Source organism: uncultured Sulfitobacter sp., from assembly GCF_947500075.1.
Lineage (GTDB): Bacteria > Pseudomonadota > Alphaproteobacteria > Rhodobacterales > Rhodobacteraceae > Sulfitobacter.
This window is the reverse complement of record NZ_CANMQS010000001.1, coordinates 271,460-291,249: the sequence shown is the minus strand read 5'-3', so window position 1 is coordinate 291,249 and position 19,790 is coordinate 271,460. Positions and strand designations below refer to the sequence as shown.

The following is a 19,790-nucleotide window of genomic DNA, read 5'->3' as shown; positions in this document are numbered from 1 at the left end:
GGAACCAAAACAGAATAAAATTCTGTTTACTGTAAGCCGGGTCTCAGAACCAGCGTTTTGTCAGCAGAAGTGGGGGGAGGGCGGCCCGTGCGGGCAGAAGTCAGGACGCGCGTTTCAGCCCGGTTGACCCCTGCGGGGTGCTGTGCGGCACGAAGATCCGGAAAGTCGTCCCTTCGCCTTCCTGGCTTTCCAGTTCCACGGTGCCGTGATGATGCTCAACAATGGCTTTGACGATACTCAACCCAAGACCCGTCCCGCGTCGTTCCATCTCACCGTTTTTGGCTTGGGTGAAACGGTCAAAGATCGTGGCTTGTGCCGCTTTGGGAATGCCAACGCCAAAGTCCTGAACGGTGATGTGTACACCTTCTGCGGATGTGTCGAGGATGGCATGCACCTCCCCGCCGCGGTTTGAGAACTTGGCTGCGTTCGACAGCAGGTTGTTGAGCACCTGCAACATCCGGTCCGGGTCACAATAGATCTGGTGGGTGTCTTCCAGACCTTTGGTCACGACTTTCACGCCGTATTGGGCCAGATAGGATTCATTGGCCATAAGGGCTTCGGAGAACAATTTCCCTGCATCATGCTCACGCATCTCAAAGACCATCTTGCCTGCCGCGATCTTGTCGAGCTCAAGCATGTCGTTCACGATGAACACCAGACGTTCGGAATTGCGGTGCGCAATCTCCAGCAGGTTGCGGGCCTTGTCCGTCAATTCTCCCGTTGCACCTGACAACACCAGCCCGATGCCACCTTTGATGGAGGTAAGCGGAGAGCGCAATTCGTGACTGACCGTTGCGGTGAATTCGTCCTTGGCTTTGTCCAGTGCAACCCGCTCCGACACGTTGTGGCGAATGCAGGCGAAACGCTCCTTGCCATCGGCGGTCCGCATCAGCTGCACGGTGTTTTCATAGGTCTCACCGTCGAGGTCTTCATTGAAACGCACCTCGGTGACGTCGCCCTCCAGCAGCGGTCCCACTTCGGCTTCGAACCGCTCACGGTCGAAGTCCTGGTGCGCGGTCATCATTGTCTTGCCTTCAAAGTCCTGGGCGGACCAGTCAAAGCGGCGCATTGCGGCTTCGTTCATATAGACATAACGCAGGTCTTTTGTGCCAAGCAGAAAGATCTCGTCCTGCATCATGTGCAAGGCGCGGTACATGTCCTTTTCTGACTGCACATGTTTGCTGTCGGTGATGTCTGTCCGGATGGAGATGCTTTTGATGTGATTGCCTGCGTCATCCATCACCGGATAGATCGTGGTGCGGACCCAGACGTTGGCACCGTTCTTGTGCTTGAGCCGTTGCTCACCGCTCCAGCTTTGCCCCTCGGCCAGTGTATCGCGGATTTCGGTGAACCGTTCATAATCGACTTCGGCGTAGATCACGCTGATTTCCTTGCCGATGAGGTCCGCTTCGGCATAGCCCAGGGCCTCTTCAAAACGGGCGTTGCAATGCAGCATGACGCCATCGGCCGACGCCGTGCTGACAATCGAATGGTCGTGCATTGCGGCCAGCTCACGCTCAAGCAAGGACTTGTCGTACAAGTCGCGCGCCTGAATAGGTTGCAGACCTATCTTGCGCAGACAGGTCGTGGCCAGGTGCTTTAGCGAGATACTCATCTACTTGGTGCGTCCTACTGGATCTATTCGGCATCGTCGAAGCTGAGAATGCACGTTCAATCCCGTCGAATTGACGCTGTCATCGGGGCTTTATTGAGATTTTTTCTCTGGGCGCGGCACATTCTCGCCGAAGTTGATCTTGGGTGGGAGGCTGCAATTCCAGCTTTCACAATCTTACCGCAGAACGCCAAAAGGGCGCCCGGAGGAGCGCCTTCATACGGAACGGAATTTCCGCTTAAGTCAGCTGACCATTGCCGCCACGATCAGCATGATCACAGGGGTCAGCATCGCCACGATCAGACAGGTAATATAGTCCCGCTTGGCGGCGCGGGCCGCAAGCAGTTCCGGGGAAACGGGAGGCAGAAACGCCTCGTCTCCTTCAAATGTGGTGACCTTAATATCAGCGGTCGACATCATCAATTTAACCTTCAACCTGGCTCCTAAGCTACAGAGCCGCTTAGAAAAGGGGGCCGCACCTGAAAAACTCAGTGCGACCCACCCTCACTCGTTACTTAACAAAACCGCGGCCGACGGGATGGACATCTGGCAGCAATCCTCACGCTTCGTCACAGGCCTTTAACAAGAATACTGGTACTGAAATGACCGGCCTTCAAACATCGAACTTTCTATGACGTAACTTTTGCTAAAATTCGCGATTTCGCTCAATTGATTGAATACGTTCATTTTGGGTTCATGAATTCACCCATGCCGGGTGATTTGATTACCCTTTTTAGTAGAAACAGTCCGGTGGTTTTACGAAGATGGGCGCCCAATTGTTGACGCAAAGGAAATCAGAGACCTCTGATTTCTGTTTCACCACCCCTTTGCTGGGGGTGCGAGACAGGGGGTGTACATCTTTCACCCCCCGAGATTGGCGCGAAACGACGTCACAGACGCCGAATCCCTCACGCCTGAGTTGATTCGACCAGAACCCTGTCTGCTTCGGGCAGATCGAGCGTGGACCATGTCTGGTCCTCTACCGGCTTGGGCGGGGTATCACAAGCGCGACGATGGATGTGCACCTTGGCAATGAAGTTGGCAGAGATGGGGGCGGTCACAAACAGGAACGCCATGATCAGCAGCTCATGCAGGGAGCCGGTGCTGAACACATAGGAATATATGATCGAGGCAAGTAGCAAAGCCCCGATGCCGATGGTGCCGACCTTGGTGGGCGCGTGCAGCCGGACCATGGAATCGTTGAACCGCAAAAGCCCGATGGTGCCGATCAGCGCAAATGCGCCTCCAATCAGCAGGCAGATGGCCACGGCGTAGGTGCCGAAAATCTCCAAGGTCATTCGATGATGTCCCCCCGCAGGATAAAGCGTGCATAGGCCACGGTCGAGATGAAGCCGAGCATGGCAATGATCAACGTCACTTCGAAATAGATACGAGAGCCCTGGGCGATGCCCAGAAGCACGATCAGACCAATGGCGTTCACGGTCATGGTATCAATCGCCAGAATGCGGTCGCCGGTGCTGGGACCGATGACCAGACGCACCATCGACAGAACCTGACCCAGTGCCACGGCCACAAAGGCGATGATCAGGGCGGTGTCCATAAAGCTGGTAGCAGCGCTCATGCGAAAATCTCCTTCAGGCGGCGCTCATAGCGGTGTTTGATTTCATCGCGGATCGCATCGGGGTCGGGGGCGTCCAGAGCATGCACAAGCAGGCTGTGCCCCTCGCTCGACAGATCTGCGGAAACGGTGCCCGGTGTCAGGGTGATGGTGCCCGCCAGGATCGTGATCGCCTCGGGCTGGCGCAGGTCCAGCGGCACGACAATCCACGCGGGCCGCAGTTTGGAATTGGGCCGCGTCAGCACGATCCACGCGACCTGCACATTGGCCACCATGATGTCCCACATCACCACAAGCATATAGCTGATCATGCGGGCCGGGTTGAACTGAACCGGCCTGTCTGGCCAGAACTGTGCGGTCAGCTTGGGGATCAGCACACCAAGGATCAGGCCAAAGACGAACATCCCGGATGAGAATTCGTTCTGGAGCAGGATCCAGACCGCAGCCAGCAGCAAGGTCAGCAAAGGATGTGGCAACAGCCATCTGTACGCGCGTCCCATCTCAGTGATCCTCCTCTTTATCCTTGGCTTTGGCATCGCTCAGCTTGCCGGGGGTCTCCAGCACCGTGGTGATGTAGGCCGTTGGGTTGAACAGCTGCTCTGCCGTCGCAGTCGCGTATCGATAGGCGGGGCCTGCGAAGACCGTATGCGCCACCAGCAAGGCGATCAGCCCGCCGACTGCGACATAGGACAGGGCGTCCGGCGCCGGGAAGGTTTCCGCATCGGGCTCCGGATCGACGCTGCGCGCTTTCCAGAAAACGGTGCTGCCTGCGCGGGCAAATCCCACCACGCTGATCAGGCTGGCAGTCAGGACAATGGCCCAGATCCAGCGCATGCTGTCCTGGTCAAACGCCGCATCAAGGATCAGCAGCTTGCCGATGAACCCCGACAGGGGCGGCAGGCCTGCCATGGCAATTGCCGCGACAAAGAACAGCCCGGCCGTGCGCCGGCCGCCGGCAAAGAACGGCTGCGCGGTCAGGCGCAGATCGCCCCGGCCATGGGCCACCAGATCGGTGATCAGGAACAGCGACGCCGCCGCAAGTGTGGAATGGATGATATAGTAGAGCGCGGCCGCGATGCTTTCGGGTGTGAACAGCGAAATGGTGACCATCACCATGCCCATCGACCCGATGACCGAAAACGCCACCAGACGGTCCAGCGACCGCGCCGCCAGCACACCGATCATGCCCAACGCCAGCGATGCCAGTGCGGCGGGCAGCAGCCAGACATCATGCAGGCCAGCCGTCACAGCAACGCCCGGCGCGAAGATCATCGTATAGACGCGGATGATCGCATAGGCGCCGACCTTGGTCATAATGGCAAAGAGGGCTGCCACCGGGGCAGGGGCCTCCGCATAGCTGGAGGGCAGCCAGAAGTGCAGGGGCAGCAGGGCGGCTTTGACCGCAAAGACCATCAGCAACAGCACGGCGGCAAGGCGGATGCCAACCGTTTCAGCAGGGTCAACGCTGGACAGGCGCTGCGCCAGATCCGCCATGTTGAGCGTGCCCGTCTCCGCATAGATCGCACCCAGTGCGAACAGGAACAGGGTGGAGCCCATCAGATTGAAAAGCACATATTGCACACCGGCCCGCAGCCGCGCATTGCCGCCTGCGTGGATCATCAGCCCGTAGGAGGCGATCAGCAGAACCTCAAAGAAAACAAAGAGGTTGAAGAGGTCTCCTGTCAGGAACGCCCCCATGATGCCCATCAGCTGGAACTGGAACAGCGCATGGAAATGCCGCCCGCGTGTGTCCCAGCCAGAGCCGATGGAATAGAGCAGAACGAAGAGGCCAAGGATCGCCGTGAGCAGCACCATCATGGTGCTCAGGCGGTCTCCGACCACCACAATGCCGAAGGGCGCGGCCCAGTCGCCCAGTTGATAGAGCAGCACAGTGCCGTCAGAGGTCTGCCATGCAAGGCTTGCGGCCAGCACGATCTGGGCGATGACGCCTGCGATGGAAAACACCCGCTGGATGCCCACATGGTAGCGCGCGGCGAGCACGATGAAGGGCGCAAGGATCGCGGGCAGGACGACGGGCAGGATGATCCAATGGGTCATGGCTTGGCCTCCCCATCGGGGGCATCGGGGTCGATTACCGGATCATTCACATGGTCATCATCAGCGCCCAGATACGAGCCAAGCGCGATCATCACCACCACGGCCGTCATGCCGAAGGAAATCACAATGGCCGTCAGCACCAGCGCCTGTGGCAGCGGATCGGTATAGACCTCTGCATCCGTCAGGATCGGTGGGGCCGATACCGTCAAACGGCCGGAGGCAAAGAGGAACACGTTGACCGCATAGGTCAGCAGCGACATGCCCAGGATCACTGGGAAGGTGCGCAGGCGCATCACCATATAGGTGCCCGCAGCCGTGAGGATGCCGATGGCGGAGGCGACAAGAAATTCCATATCAGGCGCCTCCTTCCAGTGGCTTGGTGGGTTCTGGCGGATCGTCCCGTGAGGGGTCGATGTCCATGGCGTAGTCGCTGTCCTTCACATGGGCGCGCCGTGCCAGGCGGGAGAAACTTTCCAGCGACAGCATCACCGCACCGACCACGGCAAGGAACACGCCCACGTCAAAGAGGGCAGCGGTGGCCAGTTCGAACTTCTCAAACGGCGGGATGCGGACATAGGTGAAGTCGGAAGTCAGGAAAGGCTTGCCGAAGAACCATGAGCCGATGCCCGTCAGCCCAGCGATCAGCACGCCTGCACCGATGATGCCGTGATAGGGGTAGCGTTGCCGCGCTGTGGCCCAGGCAAAGCCGCTGGCCATATACTGCATCACCACGGCGATGGAGACGACAAGGCCCGCGATGAACCCGCCACCCGGCTCATTGTGGCCGCGCAGGAAGATGTAGAAACCGACCATCAGCACCACGGGCATCATCACGCGGGTCAGGACGACCATCATCATCGGGTGCATGTCACCCGCACGGGGCTGATCGGGCATCCGGTTCAGCAGACGCGCGCGGACCGGGCCGCTCAGCAGGGTTTCGGTCAGGGCGTAGATCAGCAGGGCGGCGATGCCCAGCACGATGATCTCTCCAAAGGTGTCAAATCCCCGGAAATCCACGAGGATCACGTTGACCACATTGGTGCCGCCGCCACCTTTGTAGGAATTGGCAAGGTGGAATTCGGAGATCGGCGTCTGCACCGCCTCGCGCAGGAGGAAATGATAAGACATCATCATCGCCCCCGCGCCCAAGGCCAGCGCAACCGCGCCGTCGCGCACGCGGCGCAGGGTGGTGCTTTCAATAGGGGTCTGGTTGGGCAGGAAGTTCAGGGCCAGCAGCAGCAGGATGATCGTCACCACTTCGACGGTGATCTGGGTCATTGCCAGATCAGGCGCGCTGAAGAACACGAAACCCACGGAGACCATCAGCCCGACGATCCCGATAAAGATCAGCGCAAGCAGGCGGTTGCGGTGCAGGGCGACAAGGCCGCAGGTGGCGGCGACCAGCATCGCCCAGCCTGCGAGTTCCACAGGGCCTGCGGGCTGCACGGTGCGGGTGGCCGGGCCCACGGTGCCGGTGGCCCAGGCGTGGTATCCGACGGCCAGAACCGTCACGCTGAAGATGGCGGCGTAGCGGGTGAAAGCGCCGTTATGTAACCCATGGGTGACCGTCTGGGCGAGGGAGACCGCGGCGGCGATGATCGCCTCGAAGATGGTTTTCGCTTCGGGCCGGGGGGTATTTTCCCACGCGCTCAGCAGGGGATTGAAGATCAGCATCAACAGCAGGCCACCGACAACCGCCGCGATGGACATGTAGAGTGCAGGCACGAGACCGTGCCAGATCTTGAAGTAAGCCTTTGGAACTTCAGCAGCTTCTCCCAGAACGGAAGCGGTGACGATCTTCACGAATGGCTCAGCCAGGAAAGGCGCGCAGCCGATCACGACAACCAGCACCACGAGGATTGCCGGCGGCATCCACAGGCCGGGGCCGGGATCATGGGGTGCTGCGGGGTAGTCGTCGCGCTTGGGGCCAAGGAAGGTATGGCCGATCAGGCGGAAGCAATAGGCGGCGGAGAAGAGCGAGCCGATGGTGGCCAGTGCCGGGACCAGCCATGGGGTGTTGAAGAGGACGGTGTGGTTGGCCTCCTCCAGCATCATTTCCTTGGACAGGAAGCCGTTGAGGAAGGGGATGCCCGCCATCGACAAAGCCGCGATGCTGGCGATCACAAAGGTGATGGGCATCAGGTGCCTGAGCCCGCCTAAGAGTCTGATATCGCGGGTATGTGTCTCATGGTCGATGATGCCTGCGGACATGAAGAGGGCGGCTTTGAACGTGGCGTGGTTGAGGATGTGGAACATCGCGGCCATGGCCCCAAAGGCGGTGCCGGTGCCCAGAAGCATGGTGATCAGGCCAAGGTGGCTGACGGTGGAGAAAGCCAGCAAGGCTTTGAGATCATGTTTGAAAAGCGCGATCACCGCGCCCAGCACCATGGTGATCAGGCCCGCGCTGGTGACGATCACGAACCATTCGGTGGTGCCCGACAGCACAGGCCACATGCGCGCCATCAGGAAGATGCCCGCCTTCACCATCGTGGCGGAGTGCAGATAGGCAGAGACGGGCGTGGGGGCGGCCATCGCGTGGGGCAGCCAGAAGTGGAAGGGGAACTGCGCGGACTTGGTGAAGCAGCCCAGCAGGATCAGGATCAGCGCAGGCAGGTAGAGCGGGCTTTCCTGAATAAGCTCACGGTTTTGCAGGATCACGGAGAGATCATAACTGCCCGCGATCTGGCCCAGGATCAGCATGCCCCCGATCATCGCGAGGCCACCCATGCCGGTCACGGTCAGTGCCATGCGCGCGCCTTGCCGCCCTTCGGGCAGATGTTTCCAATAGCCGATCAGCAGGAAGGAGGAGAGCGACGTGAGTTCCCAGAAAATGAGCAAAAGCAGGATGTTATCAGACAGAACAATGCCCACCATCGCGCCTTGAAAAAGCAGAAGGTAGGTGAAGAATTCACCCATGTGATCCTCACGCGCCAGATAGAACCGGGCGTAGGTGATGATCAGAAGGCCGATGCCGAGGATCAGACAGGCGAAGAAAAAGCCAAGCCCGTCGAGCATGAAATTCACGTTTAGTCCCAGCGCGGGCAACCAGTTCACGCCGGTCTGGACGACCTCTCCGGACAGGACGGCCGGGGCGTTGGTGAGCAGGCCGATCAGGGCGGCGAGCGTGACAGTGAAGGTGACGCCGGCACAGGCTTGACGCCCCGCCTGGTTCATCAATCCCGGTAGCAAGGCCCCGAGAAAGGGCAGGGCAACAACGAGGAAGAGGGACACGCGAACTCCTGATATTCTGGATGGGACGTCGCCCATATCTGGGTGAATTTGAGGGGTTTCTCAAGGGAAACCGGACAATCTGGGCACAAAACTGTTTTCTGATTGGGTACAATTAGAGCGGTGAGACGATTTGGGGAGAGGTGGGTATTAAGAAGTAAGCCTCCGACATGATCCCGGATCGGGAGCGCGGGAAATGCGGGTGGATCGTGACAGTTTGCCGCAGAATGACGGGGGGTGGGAAGGGTGAAAAACGGGGGGCACAACCGGTACACGGACTGTGCACAACCTGTACACCGTTTGTGCACAGTTGTTTGAAAACAGAGACTTAGCCGATCTGGCAAAATCGGGGGTCAGGCCTTGCCATTTGGGCGGGTTTTGGGCCATCTGACCCCTACAGTTTCAAGGAGACAGATCCGATGCGCGCCATGCAACTCATCGCTACCGACGCCCCGCTTGAAATGCGCGAAATCGACCGTCCGACCCCGGCGGCGGGGGAGGTGTTGGTGAAGGTGGAAACCTGCGGGCTGAACTTTGGTGACACGCTGATCATCAAGGGCACCTATCAGGAGAAGCCGCCCTTGCCCGCGACGCTGGGGATGGAGCTGGCCGGGACCGTGGCAGCGGTGGGGGAGGGTGTCACGGACCTGACAGCCGGTACGCGGATCGCGTCCTATTCGGGGTTCGGGGGCTTGGGCGAATATGTGTGTATCCCGGCGGCGATCTGTGTGCCGATCCCGGATGAGATGACAGCGGTGGATGCGGCGGCGTTTCTGATTGCCTATGGCACCAGCCACGTCGGGCTTGACTACAAGGCGCATCTGAAACCGGGGGAGCGGTTGCTGGTGCTGGGCGCGTCGGGCGGCGTGGGTCTGACGGCGGTGGAACTGGGCAAGCTGATGGGGGCGGAGGTGATTGCCTGCGCACGCGGCAAAGAGAAGCTGGAGATTTGCCGTCAGATGGGGGCCGACCATCTGGTGGATTCCGAAACCGATGACATCCGCGAAGTGGTCAAAGGCCTGGGCGGTGCGGATGTGGTTTACGACCCGGTGGGCGGCGATCAGTTCAAGGCCGCCCTGCGCGCCGCGAACCCCGAGGCGCGGTTGCTGCCGCTGGGGTTTGCCTCCGGCGAGGTGCCGCAGATCCCGGCGAACATCGTGCTGGTCAAGAATATCTCGGTCATCGGGTTTTACTGGGGCGGGTATGCCAAGCTGAACCCGAAAGTGCTGACGGACAGTTTCAAGGTGCTGTTCGACTGGTACGCCGCAGGCAAGCTGAAGCCCCATGTCAGCCATGTGATGCCATTGGCGCAGGCCAATGAGGCGCTTGACCTGTTGCGCAGCCGCAAGGCGACAGGCAAGGTTGTGGTGGAAGTGCAGAAGTAACCTGCATCAGCGCACAGGCTGTCTGGTTGACACTTTGGGGTGGGTTCTACACTTCTGCCCAAGGCAACAAAGGTCCCTCCATGTCTGATATCGTCCGCATCACCGACCTGCAAAAATCCTACAAGGGTGGGTTTCAGGCCCTCAAGGGGGTGTCGCTGAACATCCGGGAAGGGGAGATCTTGGCGCTGCTGGGGCCGAATGGCGCGGGCAAGACCACGCTGATCTCAACCGTGTGCGGGATCACGACGCCGACGTCGGGCAGTGTGAGCGTGGGCGGGCATGACATTATCACGGATTACCGCGCCGCGCGGCAGATGATCGGGCTGGTGCCGCAGGAGATCAATCTGGAACCCTTTGAGCGGGTGATCAACACCGTGCGGTTTTCGCGCGGGCTGTTTGGCAAACCGTCTGATGACAAGGCGATTGAGAAGGTGCTGCGGCAATTGTCGCTGTGGGACAAGAAAGACAGCCAGATCAGGGAATTGTCAGGCGGGATGAAGCGCCGGGTGCTGATCGCCAAGGCGCTGGCCCATGATCCGAGGGTGCTGTTTCTGGACGAACCCACGGCGGGTGTGGATGTGGAATTGCGCAAGGACATGTGGGAGGTCGTGGCGGGCCTGAAGGCGGATGGCGTGACGATCATTCTGACCACGCATTACATCGAAGAGGCCGAAGCGATTGCCGACCGTGTGGGCGTGATCGCCAGTGGTGAGTTGATGCTGGTGGAGGACAAGGACACCCTGATGGCGCGGATGGGGCAGAAAGAGCTGGAAGTGCAGCTGACGGAGAAGATTTCCGAGATCCCCGAAAGCCTGCGGTCAGACGCGCTGCGTCTGTCGGAGGATGGCGGGGCGTTGATCTATACCTATGACACCAAGAGCGAGCGGACGGGGATCACCTCGCTCCTGTCGAAGGTGGCGGCGGCGGGGCTGGTGCTGCGTGATGTGGTGACGCGGCAATCCAGTCTGGAAGAGATTTTCGTCACCCTGGTGAAGGAGGATGCGGCATGAACTGGATGGCGGTCCTTTCCATTTTCCGGTTTGAAATGGCGCGGTTTTTCCGCACCATCGCGCAGAGCTTTCTGGCGCCGGTGATTTCGACGTCCTTGTATTTCGTGGTGTTTGGCGCCGCGATTGGCAGCCGCATTCAGGAGGTCGAGGGCGTGAGCTATGCCGCGTTCATCGTGCCGGGGCTGATCATGCTGACGGTGATCACGCAGGCGATCTCCAACGCATCGTTTGGGATCTATTTTCCTAAATTCATCGGGACATTCTTTGAGCTGCTGTCGGCCCCGATCAGCTTTATCGAGATTGTCATCGGCTATGTGGGCGCGGCGGCGATCAAGGCGTTGATCATCGGGGCGATCATCCTGTGCACGGCGTTCTTCTTTGTCGATTTCACCATTGAACATCCCATTGCCATGGTGGCGTTTCTGGTGCTGACCACGATCAGTTTTGCGCTGTTTGGGTTCATCCTGGGCATCTGGGCAGGGAACTTCGAGCAGTTGCAGATTGTGCCGCTGTTGATCGTGACCCCCTTGGTTTTTCTGGGCGGGTCGTTCTATTCGATCAACATGCTGCCACCCGTGTGGCAGACGATTTCGATGTTCAATCCGGTGGTCTATCTGATCTCCGGTTTTCGCTGGGCGTTCTTTGGTACGGCGGATGTGCCGATCCTGACCAGCCTGCTGGCGATTGGCCTGTTCACAGCGGCCTGTCTGGGCGTGATCTGGTGGATTTTCCGCACCGGCTGGCGCATCCGGCAGTGACCGATTTGCACTGTGGGGAATAAAGACACGCATCGCCTTGTTTGCCGCCGCCCGCCGCTCTACATCTGACGGATGAGTAATTGGCTGCCCTTCCTGAAATCTGGCCCGACCGTCGCTGTGATCCGCCTTGCAGGTGTGATTGGCGCGCAGGGGCGGGGTGCGTTGAATGACGCGGTGCTGGCCCCGGCGATTGAGAAGGCGTTTGCCAAGGGCAAGCCTGTGGCGGTGGCGCTGGAGGTGAACTCTCCCGGTGGCAGCCCGGTGCAATCCTCGCTGATCGGTGCGCGCATCCGGCGGCTGGCCGAAGAGAAAGACGTGCCGGTCATCGCTTTCGTGGAGGATGTTGCCGCATCCGGCGGGTATTGGCTGGCGGCGGCGGCGGATGAGATTTATGGCGATCCGTCTTCGGTTGTGGGGTCGATCGGCGTGATTTCGGCCTCCTTCGGGCTGCATGAGTTGATTGGCAACTACGGTGTGGAACGGCGGGTGCATACGGCGGGCAAGTCCAAGAGCATGCTGGACCCGTTCCGCCCGGAAAACCCCGAGGATGTTGCGCGGCTGAAAGTGCTGCTGGAAGACATTCATGTGAATTTCAAAGACCACGTCAGCGCGCGGCGCGCAGGCAAGCTGCCGGAGGATCAGGACCTGTTCACCGGGGAAGTCTGGCTTTCTAGACGTGCTGCGGAACTGGGGTTGATCGACGGGATCGGGCACCTCAAGCCGATGATGAAAGAGCGGTTTGGCGACAAGGTGAAGTTCCGCCGCTATGGCGTGAAGCGCGGATTGCTGAGCCGGTTTGGCGCCCAGATGGTGCAGGACGCGGTGCAGGGCATTGAGGAGCGGGCGGCCTACGCGCGCTTTGGTCTGTAGCGCATGATTTCAAAGATCGTCCTCCTTTTCCTTGTCGTGATGGGCACGCTCGCCTTTTTTGGCAAGATGCATTGGCTGGGCGGTAAACGGTTGAAACAGACGAAGTGCAGCGCCTGCGGGCGGCACCGGATCGGCAAGGGTGATTGTCCTTGCGGGGGTAAGACCTGATGCTGATGCCATGGGTGTTGTCCGGGCTGGGGCTGGTGATCCTGCTGCTGGCGGGGGATGCGCTGGTCAAGGGGGCGGTGAACCTGTCGCTGCGGCTGGGTGTGCCCGCGATGATCGTCAGCCTGACGATTGTGGCCTTTGGCACGTCGGCGCCGGAGCTGTTGATTGCGATCAAGGCGGTGCTGGACAATGCGCCGGGGATTGCACTGGGCAATGTGGTGGGGTCGAACACGGCCAATATCCTGCTGGTGCTGGGCGTGCCTGCGCTGCTGGCGACGATGCACACCTCTGAGTGTGACACGCGCAAGAATTTCACGGTGATGATCGCCGCGACGCTGCTGTTTATCGCATTGGCGTTCCGCGGGGTTTTTGACTGGCTGGCCGGTTTGGTGCTGCTGGGGGCGCTGGGATATGTGCTGGGCTCGGCCTTCATGGAGGCGCGCAGCCACCGCAAGGCCTGTGCCGATGATGAGGAAGAGCCCGAAGGGGCGGACCCGGACATGCCGAAGTGGCAGATCGGGACGTTTCTGGTGCTGGGGCTGATCGGCCTGCCCGTGGGGGCGAACCTGCTGGTGGAGAACGCCTCGGTGATTGCGCGGGCGTATGGGGTCAGCGATACGGTCATTGGCCTGACGCTGGTGGCGATTGGTACGTCCTTGCCGGAGCTTGCGACCACGGTGATGGCCGCGCTGCGACGGCAGGCTGATGTGGCGCTGGGCAATGTGATCGGGTCGAACATGTTCAACCTGCTGGCCATTGTCGGCATTGCCAGCCTTGTGGGACCGATCAGCGTGGACCCGGCGTTCCTGCGGTTTGATCTGTGGGTGATGCTGGCGGCGTCGCTGCTGCTGATCCCGTTTGTCTTCATGGGCCGGGACATCACCCGGATGGCCGGCATCGGCTTGACCGCGATGTATGCGTTCTATCTTTTCGTCGTGTTGGCGTAGACTGAGGGGCGACCCATGAGACGGGCATTGGTAACGGGGGCGGGGCAGCGCCTTGGGCAGGCGATGGCGCTGTATCTGGCGCAACGCGGGTTTGATGTGGCAGTGCATTACGCGCAGTCTGCCGAGGGCGCGGAAGAGACGGTGCGCCGGATCAAGGCGATGGGCCGGCAGGCCGTGGCGCTGAAGGCCGATCTGCTGGATGAGGCGGAGACGCAAGCGCTGTTTCCGGCGGCGGTCACGGCTTTGGGCGGGCCGATCACCTGTCTGGTCAACAACGCCTCTATCTTCGAATACGACACGGTTCACAGTGCCACGCGCAACAGCTGGGACCGGCATATGGACAGCAATCTACGGGCGCCGTTTGTATTGACGCAAGCCATGGCGGCGCAGGGGATGGCGGCGGAGGTTGATGACGCGGGAGAGCCGGTGGCGACCGGCTTGATCGTCAATATGATCGACCAGCGGGTGCGCAAGCTGACGCCGGAGTTCATGACCTACACGCTGGCCAAGATGGGCCTGTGGGCGATGACTCAGACCACGGCGCAGGCGCTGGCGCCGGTCATTCGCGTGAATGCCATCGGGCCGGGACCGACCCTGAAAGGCGCGCGGCAATCCCAGACGCATTTTGCCGATCAGCGGGCCAACACGGTGCTGGGGCGCGGGGCCAATCCGGATGACATCACCGCTGCCCTTGGATACTTTCTGGATGCGCCGGCGGTCACGGGACAACTTATGTGTGTGGACGGTGGCCAGCACCTTGGCTGGCAGACGCCGGACGTTCTTGGGGTTGAGTGACACGCGAAGTTTACAGAAGTTTTGCACCTGTCTTCATGAAGATGAAGATTTGGTTGCTAAAGTCTAATGGTTTCAGTGTTTTGCAGAACTGAAATAAAAGTAATAAATTAAAACAATGACTTACATAACTGCCTAAAAATTAGGCGTTTTAACGAAGTGCCCTGATGATAAGGATTTTTTCTGCAATGCGTGAACTTATAGGCAGAGTTATCCACAGACATGGTGGACTGAAAAGCGCTTGCCATTCCGGCTATCATCACGCTTGCGAATCTGGAGGCCGCCGCACGCATGACATCGACCGCTGAGACACCACAACTGGGGCACGAAGTGATCCAGAGCTACCTCAAGACCATCGACAGCTCTCCGGGGGTGTACCGGATGCTCGATGCGGAGAGCAGGGTGCTCTATGTCGGCAAGGCGCGCAATCTGCGGGCGCGGGTCAGCAACTATGCGCGGCCTTCGGGGCATTCGGGGCGGATTGCGCGGATGATCGCGAACACCGCGTCGATGATGTTCCTGACCACCAAGACCGAAACCGAGGCGCTGCTGCTGGAGCAGAACCTGATCAAGCAGCTCAAGCCCAAGTTCAACGTGCTGCTGCGCGACGACAAGAGCTTTCCCAATATTCTGGTCACAGCGGAACATGATTATCCGCAGATCAAGAAGCATCGCGGCGCGAAGAAGGAGAAGGGGGCGTATTACGGCCCCTTTGCCAGCGCGGGCGCGGTGAACCGGACGCTGAATCAGTTGCAGCGGGTGTTCCTGCTGCGCGATTGCTCCAACGCGATGTTCGACAGCCGCACACGGCCCTGTTTGCAGTATCAGATCAAGCGGTGCAGCGCGCCCTGCGTGGGCAAGATCAGCCCGGAGGAATATCGCCAGACGGTCAAGGACGCCGAGCGCTTTTTGTCGGGCAAGAAGACCGACATTCAGGCGCGGCTGGCAAAGGAGATGACGCAGGCGTCCGAGGAGATGGAATTTGAGCGGGCGGCGGCGTTGCGCGACCGGATCAAGGCGCTGACGCAGGTGCAGACCTCGCAGGGGATCAACCCGAAGGGCGTGACGGAGGCCGACATCATCGCGCTGCACATGGACAGCGGGCAGGCCTGCGTTCAGGTGTTTTTCATTCGGGCCAACCAGAACTGGGGCAACCGGGATTACTACCCGCGTGTCGGTGCGGATGTGGATGCGGCGGAGGTGCTGGAAGCGTTCATCGGGCAGTTCTATGACACCCGCGAACCCGCGCGGCAGTTGATCCTGAGCAATGAGATTGAGAATGCTGATCTGATGGCGGATGCCCTGACCGGCAAGCTGGGCCGCAAGGTGGAGCTGCTGGTGCCGCGCCGGGGGGAAAAGGCGGAACTGGTGGACGGCGCGCTGCGCAATGCGCGCGAGAGCCTTGCGCGCAAGATGGCGGAGACGGCGACACAGGCGCGGTTGATGCAAGGATTGGCGGATGCCTTTGATCTGCCCGGCCCGCCGCAGCGGATTGAGGTCTATGACAACTCCCACATTCAGGGGACCAATGCGGTGGGCGCGATGATTGTCGCGGGCCCGGAAGGGATGATGAAGAACCAGTACCGCAAGTTCAACATCCGGGGGGAGGAGCTGACCCCCGGTGATGATTTCGGGATGATGAAAGAGGTGCTGAACCGGCGGTTCAAACGGCTGATCAAGGAAGACCCGGATCGCACCGAAGGCATGTGGCCGGATCTGCTGCTGATCGACGGGGGCGCCGGGCAGGTGAGTGCGGTGCGCAAGATCATGCGCGATCACGGGGTGGAGGATATTCCCATGGTCGGCGTGGCCAAAGGCGTTGACCGGGATGCGGGTAAGGAGGAATTCCACCGCACCGGGCAGCGGCCGATGGCGCTGAGGCACAATGATCCGGTGCTGTACTTCGTGCAGCGTTTGCGCGATGAGGCGCACCGCTTTGCCATTGGCACGCACCGGGCGAAACGCGCCAAGGCGGTGGGTGCGACGCCGCTGGATGAGGTGCCGGGCGTGGGGGCGGCGCGCAAGCGGGCGCTGTTGGCACATTTCGGGTCGGCCAAGGCGGTGGGCCGCGCGAACCTCAGCGACCTCAAGGCGGTGGCGGGGGTGTCGGATGCGCTGGCGGAGACGATCTATGCCTATTTCCACGAGCGGGGATGAAGCGTGCGGCCACGTCGCGTTTGAAGGCTTCAAACAGCAGATCGCCGCCACGGGTGTTCAGGTGGTCGTTGTCATGGTCGGGTTTGGTATCGGGTTTCGGGATCTCTCCCAGCCAGTCGGCTGAGTTTTCGTAGAAGGCCGGATCGGGTGTGCCATCGGGGGCGCAGATGCCGGATGTCAGATGGGCGATGGGAAAGCCGATGTGCCGCTGTACCCTTGCGGTGGCGTCCTGGAGCGTCATGGCGGCAAACCCGGCGCGGGCACGGCTGAGGGGGATGGGTTTCGGGATCAGGATGATGCGGCGGGGCGGCAGCACCTGCGCCATGGCCCGCGCCAGCCGGATGCTGTGGCTGTCTTGCAGGCGTTCGGTCACATGGGCGGCCAGATAGGCCGCGCTGTAACGGTGCAGACGTTTCGGCATCAGGGTGAGCGGTTCGGCCATGTCGGCATAGATGTAGGCCAGATCAAAACGGTGCAGCGCCGGGGCGGCGGGGCTGTTGAGCTGAACCTCATAGCCGGTGACCTGCCCATCGGGCGTGATCTGGAAGTTTTTCACCCGCTGGCCGGGGGCCGCGACAAGGGCCACGTTGGGGTGACGGCGGACCCGGTGGAAAAGCGCGCCGGTCTGGCTGTCGCCGGCAATCAGGACCTCCACCATCAGTGCAGCCCTTTGGCGCGGGCCAGCAGGGCTTCTTCGCAGATGACATGTGCGGGGTCTGGTGGGGGTGGTGCAGGCGCATGTGCAGGCGAGGTGTCCAGTGCGTCCAAGAAATGCTGCATCACGCAGTCGACCCCTTTGGCCGCAACATCGCGTTGGTTGGGGGCAAAGAAGGTGCCCCGGAATGCGGGTGACGAGATGATTTCATACGCCGGGAAGTAATCCACATGGGACAGGGTGCGGGCCAGTTCGCCGCAGACGGCGCGGAGGATGGATTTTGACAGGGTGGTTGCCGGGATCACGTGGTCCCCGCTCATCGTGGCGGTGAGGGGGACGGGGGAGACGGTCAGCAGGACCCGCAGCTCCGGGTTGATCTGGCGCATCAGGTGGATGGCGTCCCAGAGGCTTTCGAGGGTGTCGGCAAAGCCCAGCGTATCAAAGCCGTGAAGCGTGGGATCGAAGGTGCCCGCAGCGGTGCCGGGGCAGAGGGGGTATTCATACCCCTCGGTCAGGTGGTGCCAGCGTTCGGTCAGCCCAAGGGTGAAGACAAAGACCTGCGCGCGGCGGATGCTGTCGGCAAAGGAGTTGAGGGTGACCCGGCGGCTGCGCTGCGCCTCTGCCAGAGAGGCGAAACCATCTGGTTCGATCCGGGGGCGGAACGGGTCTTTGACCCGGTCGCCGCAGGTCCAGAATTCATCGGGCGGGGCGGCCGCCCCGGCGGCCCAGCGGACCCATTGGCGCAGAAGCGTGGTGGTGTAGATGTTGCCGGTGCGGGCGGAGAAGACGTTGTAGTGGAAGGCCGGATCGGTCCGGGGCGCGTTCCCTGCGGGGGGCTCCATGTTCAGCCAGTTGAAGCCACGCTGGCGCAGGGCCGCGCCGATGTGCTGTGCAAAGCAGGAGCCGTAAGTGACGACAGGTGTTGTCGCATCCAGCGCGAACCGGGGCGACCAGAGCGCGGAAATGTCGAACATGCTGCGGCTGCTGACGGCGGTTTTCCAGAAAGCGTGATCCGGCAGATCGGCGTAGGGCGAGGTCGGTGACTGGTTCACAAGCGGTGTGATCCCCTGAATTTCTGAATAATGTGTAAACTTTACAAGAGGGTAGAAGGTGTCTCAGCGTCGGGCAAGACGGGTAATCGTGTCGATTTATCTCAGTTCATTGGTGCTTTCCTGCCCCTGCCGGGCGAGGTAGAAGGAGGTATGAAGTGGAACCTGCCGAACGTCCTGACCCTTTTGCGCCTTGCTGCGGCACCGGGCGTTGCGGTGATGTTTTTGTATTTCACCCGGCCTTATGCGGATTGGTTTGCGCTGGTGCTGTTTGTGACAGCGGCGATAACCGATTGGTTTGACGGCTATCTTGCGCGCGCGTGGAAGCAGGAAACCAAGCTGGGCACGATGCTGGACCCGATTGCCGACAAGGCGATGGTGGTCATCGCCCTGATGGTGATCGTGGCCTTTTCCAGCTGGTCGCCCTGGCTGGTGCTGCCTGCCACGGTGATCCTGTTCCGGGAGGTTTTTGTCTCTGGCTTGCGGGAATATCTGGGGGATACGGCGGGGACTTTAAAAGTGACAAAGCTCGCTAAATGGAAAACGACGTTGCAGATGATCGCGATTGCGGTGCTGTTTTCGCAGGGGGTGTTTGAGCATTACCTGGGCATGTCGGTCTTCGGGATGGATGAGCAGATGGTCAGCGCCATTCTGAACGGGGATGAAGAGGACCTGCTGGGCCTGCAATGGAAGTTGCTGGGCATGGAATGGGCCGGGATCATTGGCCTGATCCTGCTGTGGATTGCAGCGGCGCTGACGGCGATCACCGGGTTTGATTATCTGGCCAAGGCGATGCCGCATCTGAAGGAGGGACGCTGATGAATGTGCTTTATTTTGCATGGGTCCGGGAGCGGATCGGTCTGCCCCGTGAAGAGGTGGAAACGGGTGCGGCGACGGTCGCGGAGCTGGTCACCGAATTGCGCGCGCGGGAAGAGCGGTATGATCTGGCGTTCTCAGACCTGTCAGCCTTGCGCGTGGCTGTGGACCAGCAGTTGACCGATTTTGACGCATCACTGGAAGGCGCGCGCGAAGTGGCGTTCTTTCCACCGATGACAGGCGGCTAGGGCCATGCGGATTTGCGTGCAGGCAGAGCCGTTTGATCTGGGGGCAGAGAGCGCGGCCTTTGCGGCGGGACGCAAGGATATGGGGGCGATCGTGACCTTCACCGGCGTGGTGCGCGATCTGGCCGATGATCCGCTGGAGGTGATGGAGATCGAGCATTACCCCGGCATGACCGAGAAGGCGCTGGAGCAGATTGCGGCGGATGCCATCACCCGGTTTTCGCTGGGCGATGCTTTGGTGATCCATCGCTACGGGCCGTTGAAGCCCGGTGAGATGATCATGATGGTGGCCACAGCCGCGCCGCACCGCAAGGACGCCTTTGACGGCGCTGAATTCCTGATGGATTACCTCAAGTCCCGCGCGCCGTTCTGGAAACGAGAAGTGACGCGGGGCGGGGCGGATTGGGTGGATGCCAAGGACGCGGACGAAGACGCGCTGACACGCTGGTAAACCGCGCGCC

The 19,790-nt window shown here is 60.7% G+C and carries 21 protein-coding genes; 10 read left to right on the top strand and 11 right to left on the bottom strand.

The window, feature by feature from the left end:
* Positions 1–100 precede the first annotated feature (100 nt).
* The 8 genes from Q1A91_RS01520 to Q1A91_RS01485 all read right to left on the bottom strand — a co-directional run bounded on the left by Q1A91_RS01520 (position 101) and on the right by Q1A91_RS01485 (position 8,480).
* Positions 101–1,615: an ATP-binding protein gene (locus Q1A91_RS01520; RefSeq protein WP_299871833.1), complete on the bottom strand. Its 1,515-nt coding sequence runs from the start codon at positions 1,613–1,615 to the stop codon at positions 101–103.
* Positions 1,616–1,855: 240 nt separating this feature from the next.
* Positions 1,856–2,032: a hypothetical protein gene (locus tag Q1A91_RS01515; RefSeq protein ID WP_299871831.1), complete on the bottom strand. Its 177-nt coding sequence runs from the start codon at positions 2,030–2,032 to the stop codon at positions 1,856–1,858.
* A gap of 488 nt (positions 2,033–2,520) precedes the next feature.
* Positions 2,521–2,910: a Na+/H+ antiporter subunit G gene (locus Q1A91_RS01510; RefSeq protein ID WP_299871828.1), complete on the bottom strand. Its 390-nt coding sequence runs from the start codon at positions 2,908–2,910 to the stop codon at positions 2,521–2,523.
* Positions 2,907–3,194, bottom strand: coding sequence for a K+/H+ antiporter subunit F (locus tag Q1A91_RS01505; RefSeq protein WP_299871825.1), 288 nt, complete (start codon positions 3,192–3,194; stop codon positions 2,907–2,909). Before Q1A91_RS01505 ends, Q1A91_RS01510 begins: the two co-directional genes overlap by 4 nt.
* Positions 3,191–3,691, bottom strand: a complete 501-nt coding sequence (locus tag Q1A91_RS01500) for a Na+/H+ antiporter subunit E (RefSeq protein WP_299871822.1) — start codon at positions 3,689–3,691, stop codon at positions 3,191–3,193. Before Q1A91_RS01500 ends, Q1A91_RS01505 begins: the two co-directional genes overlap by 4 nt.
* A gap of 1 nt (position 3,692) precedes the next feature.
* Positions 3,693–5,249, bottom strand: coding sequence for a monovalent cation/H+ antiporter subunit D (locus tag Q1A91_RS01495; protein WP_299871819.1), 1,557 nt, complete (start codon positions 5,247–5,249; stop codon positions 3,693–3,695).
* Positions 5,246–5,602: a Na+/H+ antiporter subunit C gene (locus Q1A91_RS01490; RefSeq protein ID WP_299871816.1), complete on the bottom strand. Its 357-nt coding sequence runs from the start codon at positions 5,600–5,602 to the stop codon at positions 5,246–5,248. Before Q1A91_RS01490 ends, Q1A91_RS01495 begins: the two co-directional genes overlap by 4 nt.
* Position 5,603: 1 nt before the next feature.
* Positions 5,604–8,480, bottom strand: coding sequence for a monovalent cation/H+ antiporter subunit A (locus Q1A91_RS01485; RefSeq protein WP_299871813.1), 2,877 nt, complete (start codon positions 8,478–8,480; stop codon positions 5,604–5,606).
* A gap of 416 nt (positions 8,481–8,896) precedes the next feature.
* On the opposite strand from Q1A91_RS01485, the gene Q1A91_RS01480 reads away from it, so the two are divergent.
* The 4 genes from Q1A91_RS01480 (at position 8,897) to Q1A91_RS01465 (ending at position 12,500) form a co-directional block, all read left to right on the top strand.
* Entirely contained in the window at positions 8,897–9,862 is a 966-nt protein-coding gene (locus Q1A91_RS01480) for an NADPH:quinone oxidoreductase family protein (RefSeq protein WP_299871774.1), read from the top strand.
* Between the two features lie 80 nt (positions 9,863–9,942).
* A complete protein-coding gene (locus tag Q1A91_RS01475) occupies positions 9,943–10,872 on the top strand; it encodes an ABC transporter ATP-binding protein (RefSeq protein WP_299871770.1) in 930 nt (309 codons plus the stop codon).
* The gene (locus tag Q1A91_RS01470; protein ID WP_299871768.1) at positions 10,869–11,630 is read left to right on the top strand and encodes an ABC transporter permease; all 762 of its coding nucleotides are present in this window, start codon (positions 10,869–10,871) and stop codon (positions 11,628–11,630) included. The genes Q1A91_RS01475 and Q1A91_RS01470 overlap by 4 nt, the downstream gene beginning before the upstream one ends.
* A gap of 72 nt (positions 11,631–11,702) precedes the next feature.
* A complete protein-coding gene (locus tag Q1A91_RS01465; protein WP_299871766.1) occupies positions 11,703–12,500 on the top strand; it encodes a S49 family peptidase in 798 nt (265 codons plus the stop codon).
* A gap of 9 nt (positions 12,501–12,509) precedes the next feature.
* Here Q1A91_RS01465 and Q1A91_RS01460 read toward each other — a convergent pair whose 3' ends face one another.
* Positions 12,510–12,680: a hypothetical protein gene (locus Q1A91_RS01460; RefSeq protein WP_299873717.1), complete on the bottom strand. Its 171-nt coding sequence runs from the start codon at positions 12,678–12,680 to the stop codon at positions 12,510–12,512.
* On the opposite strand from Q1A91_RS01460, the gene Q1A91_RS01455 reads away from it, so the two are divergent.
* From Q1A91_RS01455 to uvrC, 3 genes are all read left to right on the top strand, one after another.
* The gene (locus tag Q1A91_RS01455; protein WP_299873651.1) at positions 12,671–13,615 is read left to right on the top strand and encodes a calcium/sodium antiporter; all 945 of its coding nucleotides are present in this window, start codon (positions 12,671–12,673) and stop codon (positions 13,613–13,615) included. The two genes, Q1A91_RS01460 and Q1A91_RS01455, sit on opposite strands and share 10 nt — an antisense overlap.
* A gap of 15 nt (positions 13,616–13,630) precedes the next feature.
* Positions 13,631–14,410, top strand: coding sequence for an SDR family oxidoreductase (locus Q1A91_RS01450; RefSeq protein WP_299871763.1), 780 nt, complete (start codon positions 13,631–13,633; stop codon positions 14,408–14,410).
* Between the two features lie 288 nt (positions 14,411–14,698).
* Positions 14,699–16,564 (top strand): excinuclease ABC subunit UvrC, encoded by a 1,866-nt coding sequence (gene uvrC, locus Q1A91_RS01445; RefSeq protein WP_299871760.1) that lies wholly within the window; start codon positions 14,699–14,701, stop codon positions 16,562–16,564.
* Here uvrC and Q1A91_RS01440 read toward each other — a convergent pair.
* Both Q1A91_RS01440 and Q1A91_RS01435 read right to left on the bottom strand, forming a co-directional pair.
* Positions 16,494–17,222, bottom strand: coding sequence for a hypothetical protein (locus Q1A91_RS01440; protein WP_299871757.1), 729 nt, complete (start codon positions 17,220–17,222; stop codon positions 16,494–16,496). The two genes, uvrC and Q1A91_RS01440, sit on opposite strands and share 71 nt — an antisense overlap.
* Entirely contained in the window at positions 17,222–18,271 is a 1,050-nt protein-coding gene (locus Q1A91_RS01435) for a GSCFA domain-containing protein (protein WP_299871755.1), read from the bottom strand. Before Q1A91_RS01435 ends, Q1A91_RS01440 begins: the two co-directional genes overlap by 1 nt.
* 150 nt (positions 18,272–18,421) lie before the next feature.
* Between Q1A91_RS01435 and pgsA the strand changes: the two genes are divergently transcribed.
* The 3 genes from pgsA to Q1A91_RS01420 are packed head-to-tail and all read left to right on the top strand — an operon-like array spanning position 18,422 to position 19,780.
* Positions 18,422–19,087: a CDP-diacylglycerol--glycerol-3-phosphate 3-phosphatidyltransferase gene (gene pgsA, locus Q1A91_RS01430; protein ID WP_299871752.1), complete on the top strand. Its 666-nt coding sequence runs from the start codon at positions 18,422–18,424 to the stop codon at positions 19,085–19,087.
* On the top strand, positions 19,084–19,332 hold the full coding sequence (gene moaD, locus Q1A91_RS01425; protein WP_299873648.1) for a molybdopterin converting factor subunit 1: 249 nt from the start codon (positions 19,084–19,086) through the stop codon (positions 19,330–19,332). The genes pgsA and moaD overlap by 4 nt, the downstream gene beginning before the upstream one ends.
* Before the next feature lie 4 nt (positions 19,333–19,336).
* Positions 19,337–19,780: a molybdenum cofactor biosynthesis protein MoaE gene (locus Q1A91_RS01420; protein WP_299871750.1), complete on the top strand. Its 444-nt coding sequence runs from the start codon at positions 19,337–19,339 to the stop codon at positions 19,778–19,780.
* Positions 19,781–19,790 lie beyond the last annotated feature (10 nt).

Bases quoted from the DNA above. Each gene is read 5' to 3' on its own strand.
- Q1A91_RS01480 (WP_299871774.1), top strand. From the start codon at position 8,897: ATGCGCGCCATGCAACTCATCGCTACCGACGCCCCGCTTGAAATGCGC.
- Q1A91_RS01520 (WP_299871833.1), bottom strand. From the start codon at position 1,615: ATGAGTATCTCGCTAAAGCACCTGGCCACGACCTGTCTGCGCAAGATA.
- Q1A91_RS01450 (WP_299871763.1), top strand. From the start codon at position 13,631: ATGAGACGGGCATTGGTAACGGGGGCGGGGCAGCGCCTTGGGCAGGCG.
- Q1A91_RS01465 (WP_299871766.1), top strand. From the start codon at position 11,703: ATGAGTAATTGGCTGCCCTTCCTGAAATCTGGCCCGACCGTCGCTGTG.
- Q1A91_RS01510 (WP_299871828.1), bottom strand. From the start codon at position 2,910: ATGACCTTGGAGATTTTCGGCACCTACGCCGTGGCCATCTGCCTGCTG.
- Q1A91_RS01495 (WP_299871819.1), bottom strand. From the start codon at position 5,249: ATGACCCATTGGATCATCCTGCCCGTCGTCCTGCCCGCGATCCTTGCG.
- Q1A91_RS01490 (WP_299871816.1), bottom strand. From the start codon at position 5,602: ATGGAATTTCTTGTCGCCTCCGCCATCGGCATCCTCACGGCTGCGGGC.
- Q1A91_RS01475 (WP_299871770.1), top strand. From the start codon at position 9,943: ATGTCTGATATCGTCCGCATCACCGACCTGCAAAAATCCTACAAGGGT.
- Q1A91_RS01470 (WP_299871768.1), top strand. From the start codon at position 10,869: ATGAACTGGATGGCGGTCCTTTCCATTTTCCGGTTTGAAATGGCGCGG.
- Q1A91_RS01440 (WP_299871757.1), bottom strand. From the start codon at position 17,222: ATGGTGGAGGTCCTGATTGCCGGCGACAGCCAGACCGGCGCGCTTTTC.
- uvrC (WP_299871760.1), top strand. From the start codon at position 14,699: ATGACATCGACCGCTGAGACACCACAACTGGGGCACGAAGTGATCCAG.
- Q1A91_RS01505 (WP_299871825.1), bottom strand. From the start codon at position 3,194: ATGAGCGCTGCTACCAGCTTTATGGACACCGCCCTGATCATCGCCTTT.
- Q1A91_RS01420 (WP_299871750.1), top strand. From the start codon at position 19,337: ATGCGGATTTGCGTGCAGGCAGAGCCGTTTGATCTGGGGGCAGAGAGC.
- Q1A91_RS01460 (WP_299873717.1), bottom strand. From the start codon at position 12,680: ATGGCATCAGCATCAGGTCTTACCCCCGCAAGGACAATCACCCTTGCC.
- pgsA (WP_299871752.1), top strand. From the start codon at position 18,422: ATGAAGTGGAACCTGCCGAACGTCCTGACCCTTTTGCGCCTTGCTGCG.
- Q1A91_RS01515 (WP_299871831.1), bottom strand. From the start codon at position 2,032: ATGATGTCGACCGCTGATATTAAGGTCACCACATTTGAAGGAGACGAG.
- Q1A91_RS01500 (WP_299871822.1), bottom strand. From the start codon at position 3,691: ATGGGACGCGCGTACAGATGGCTGTTGCCACATCCTTTGCTGACCTTG.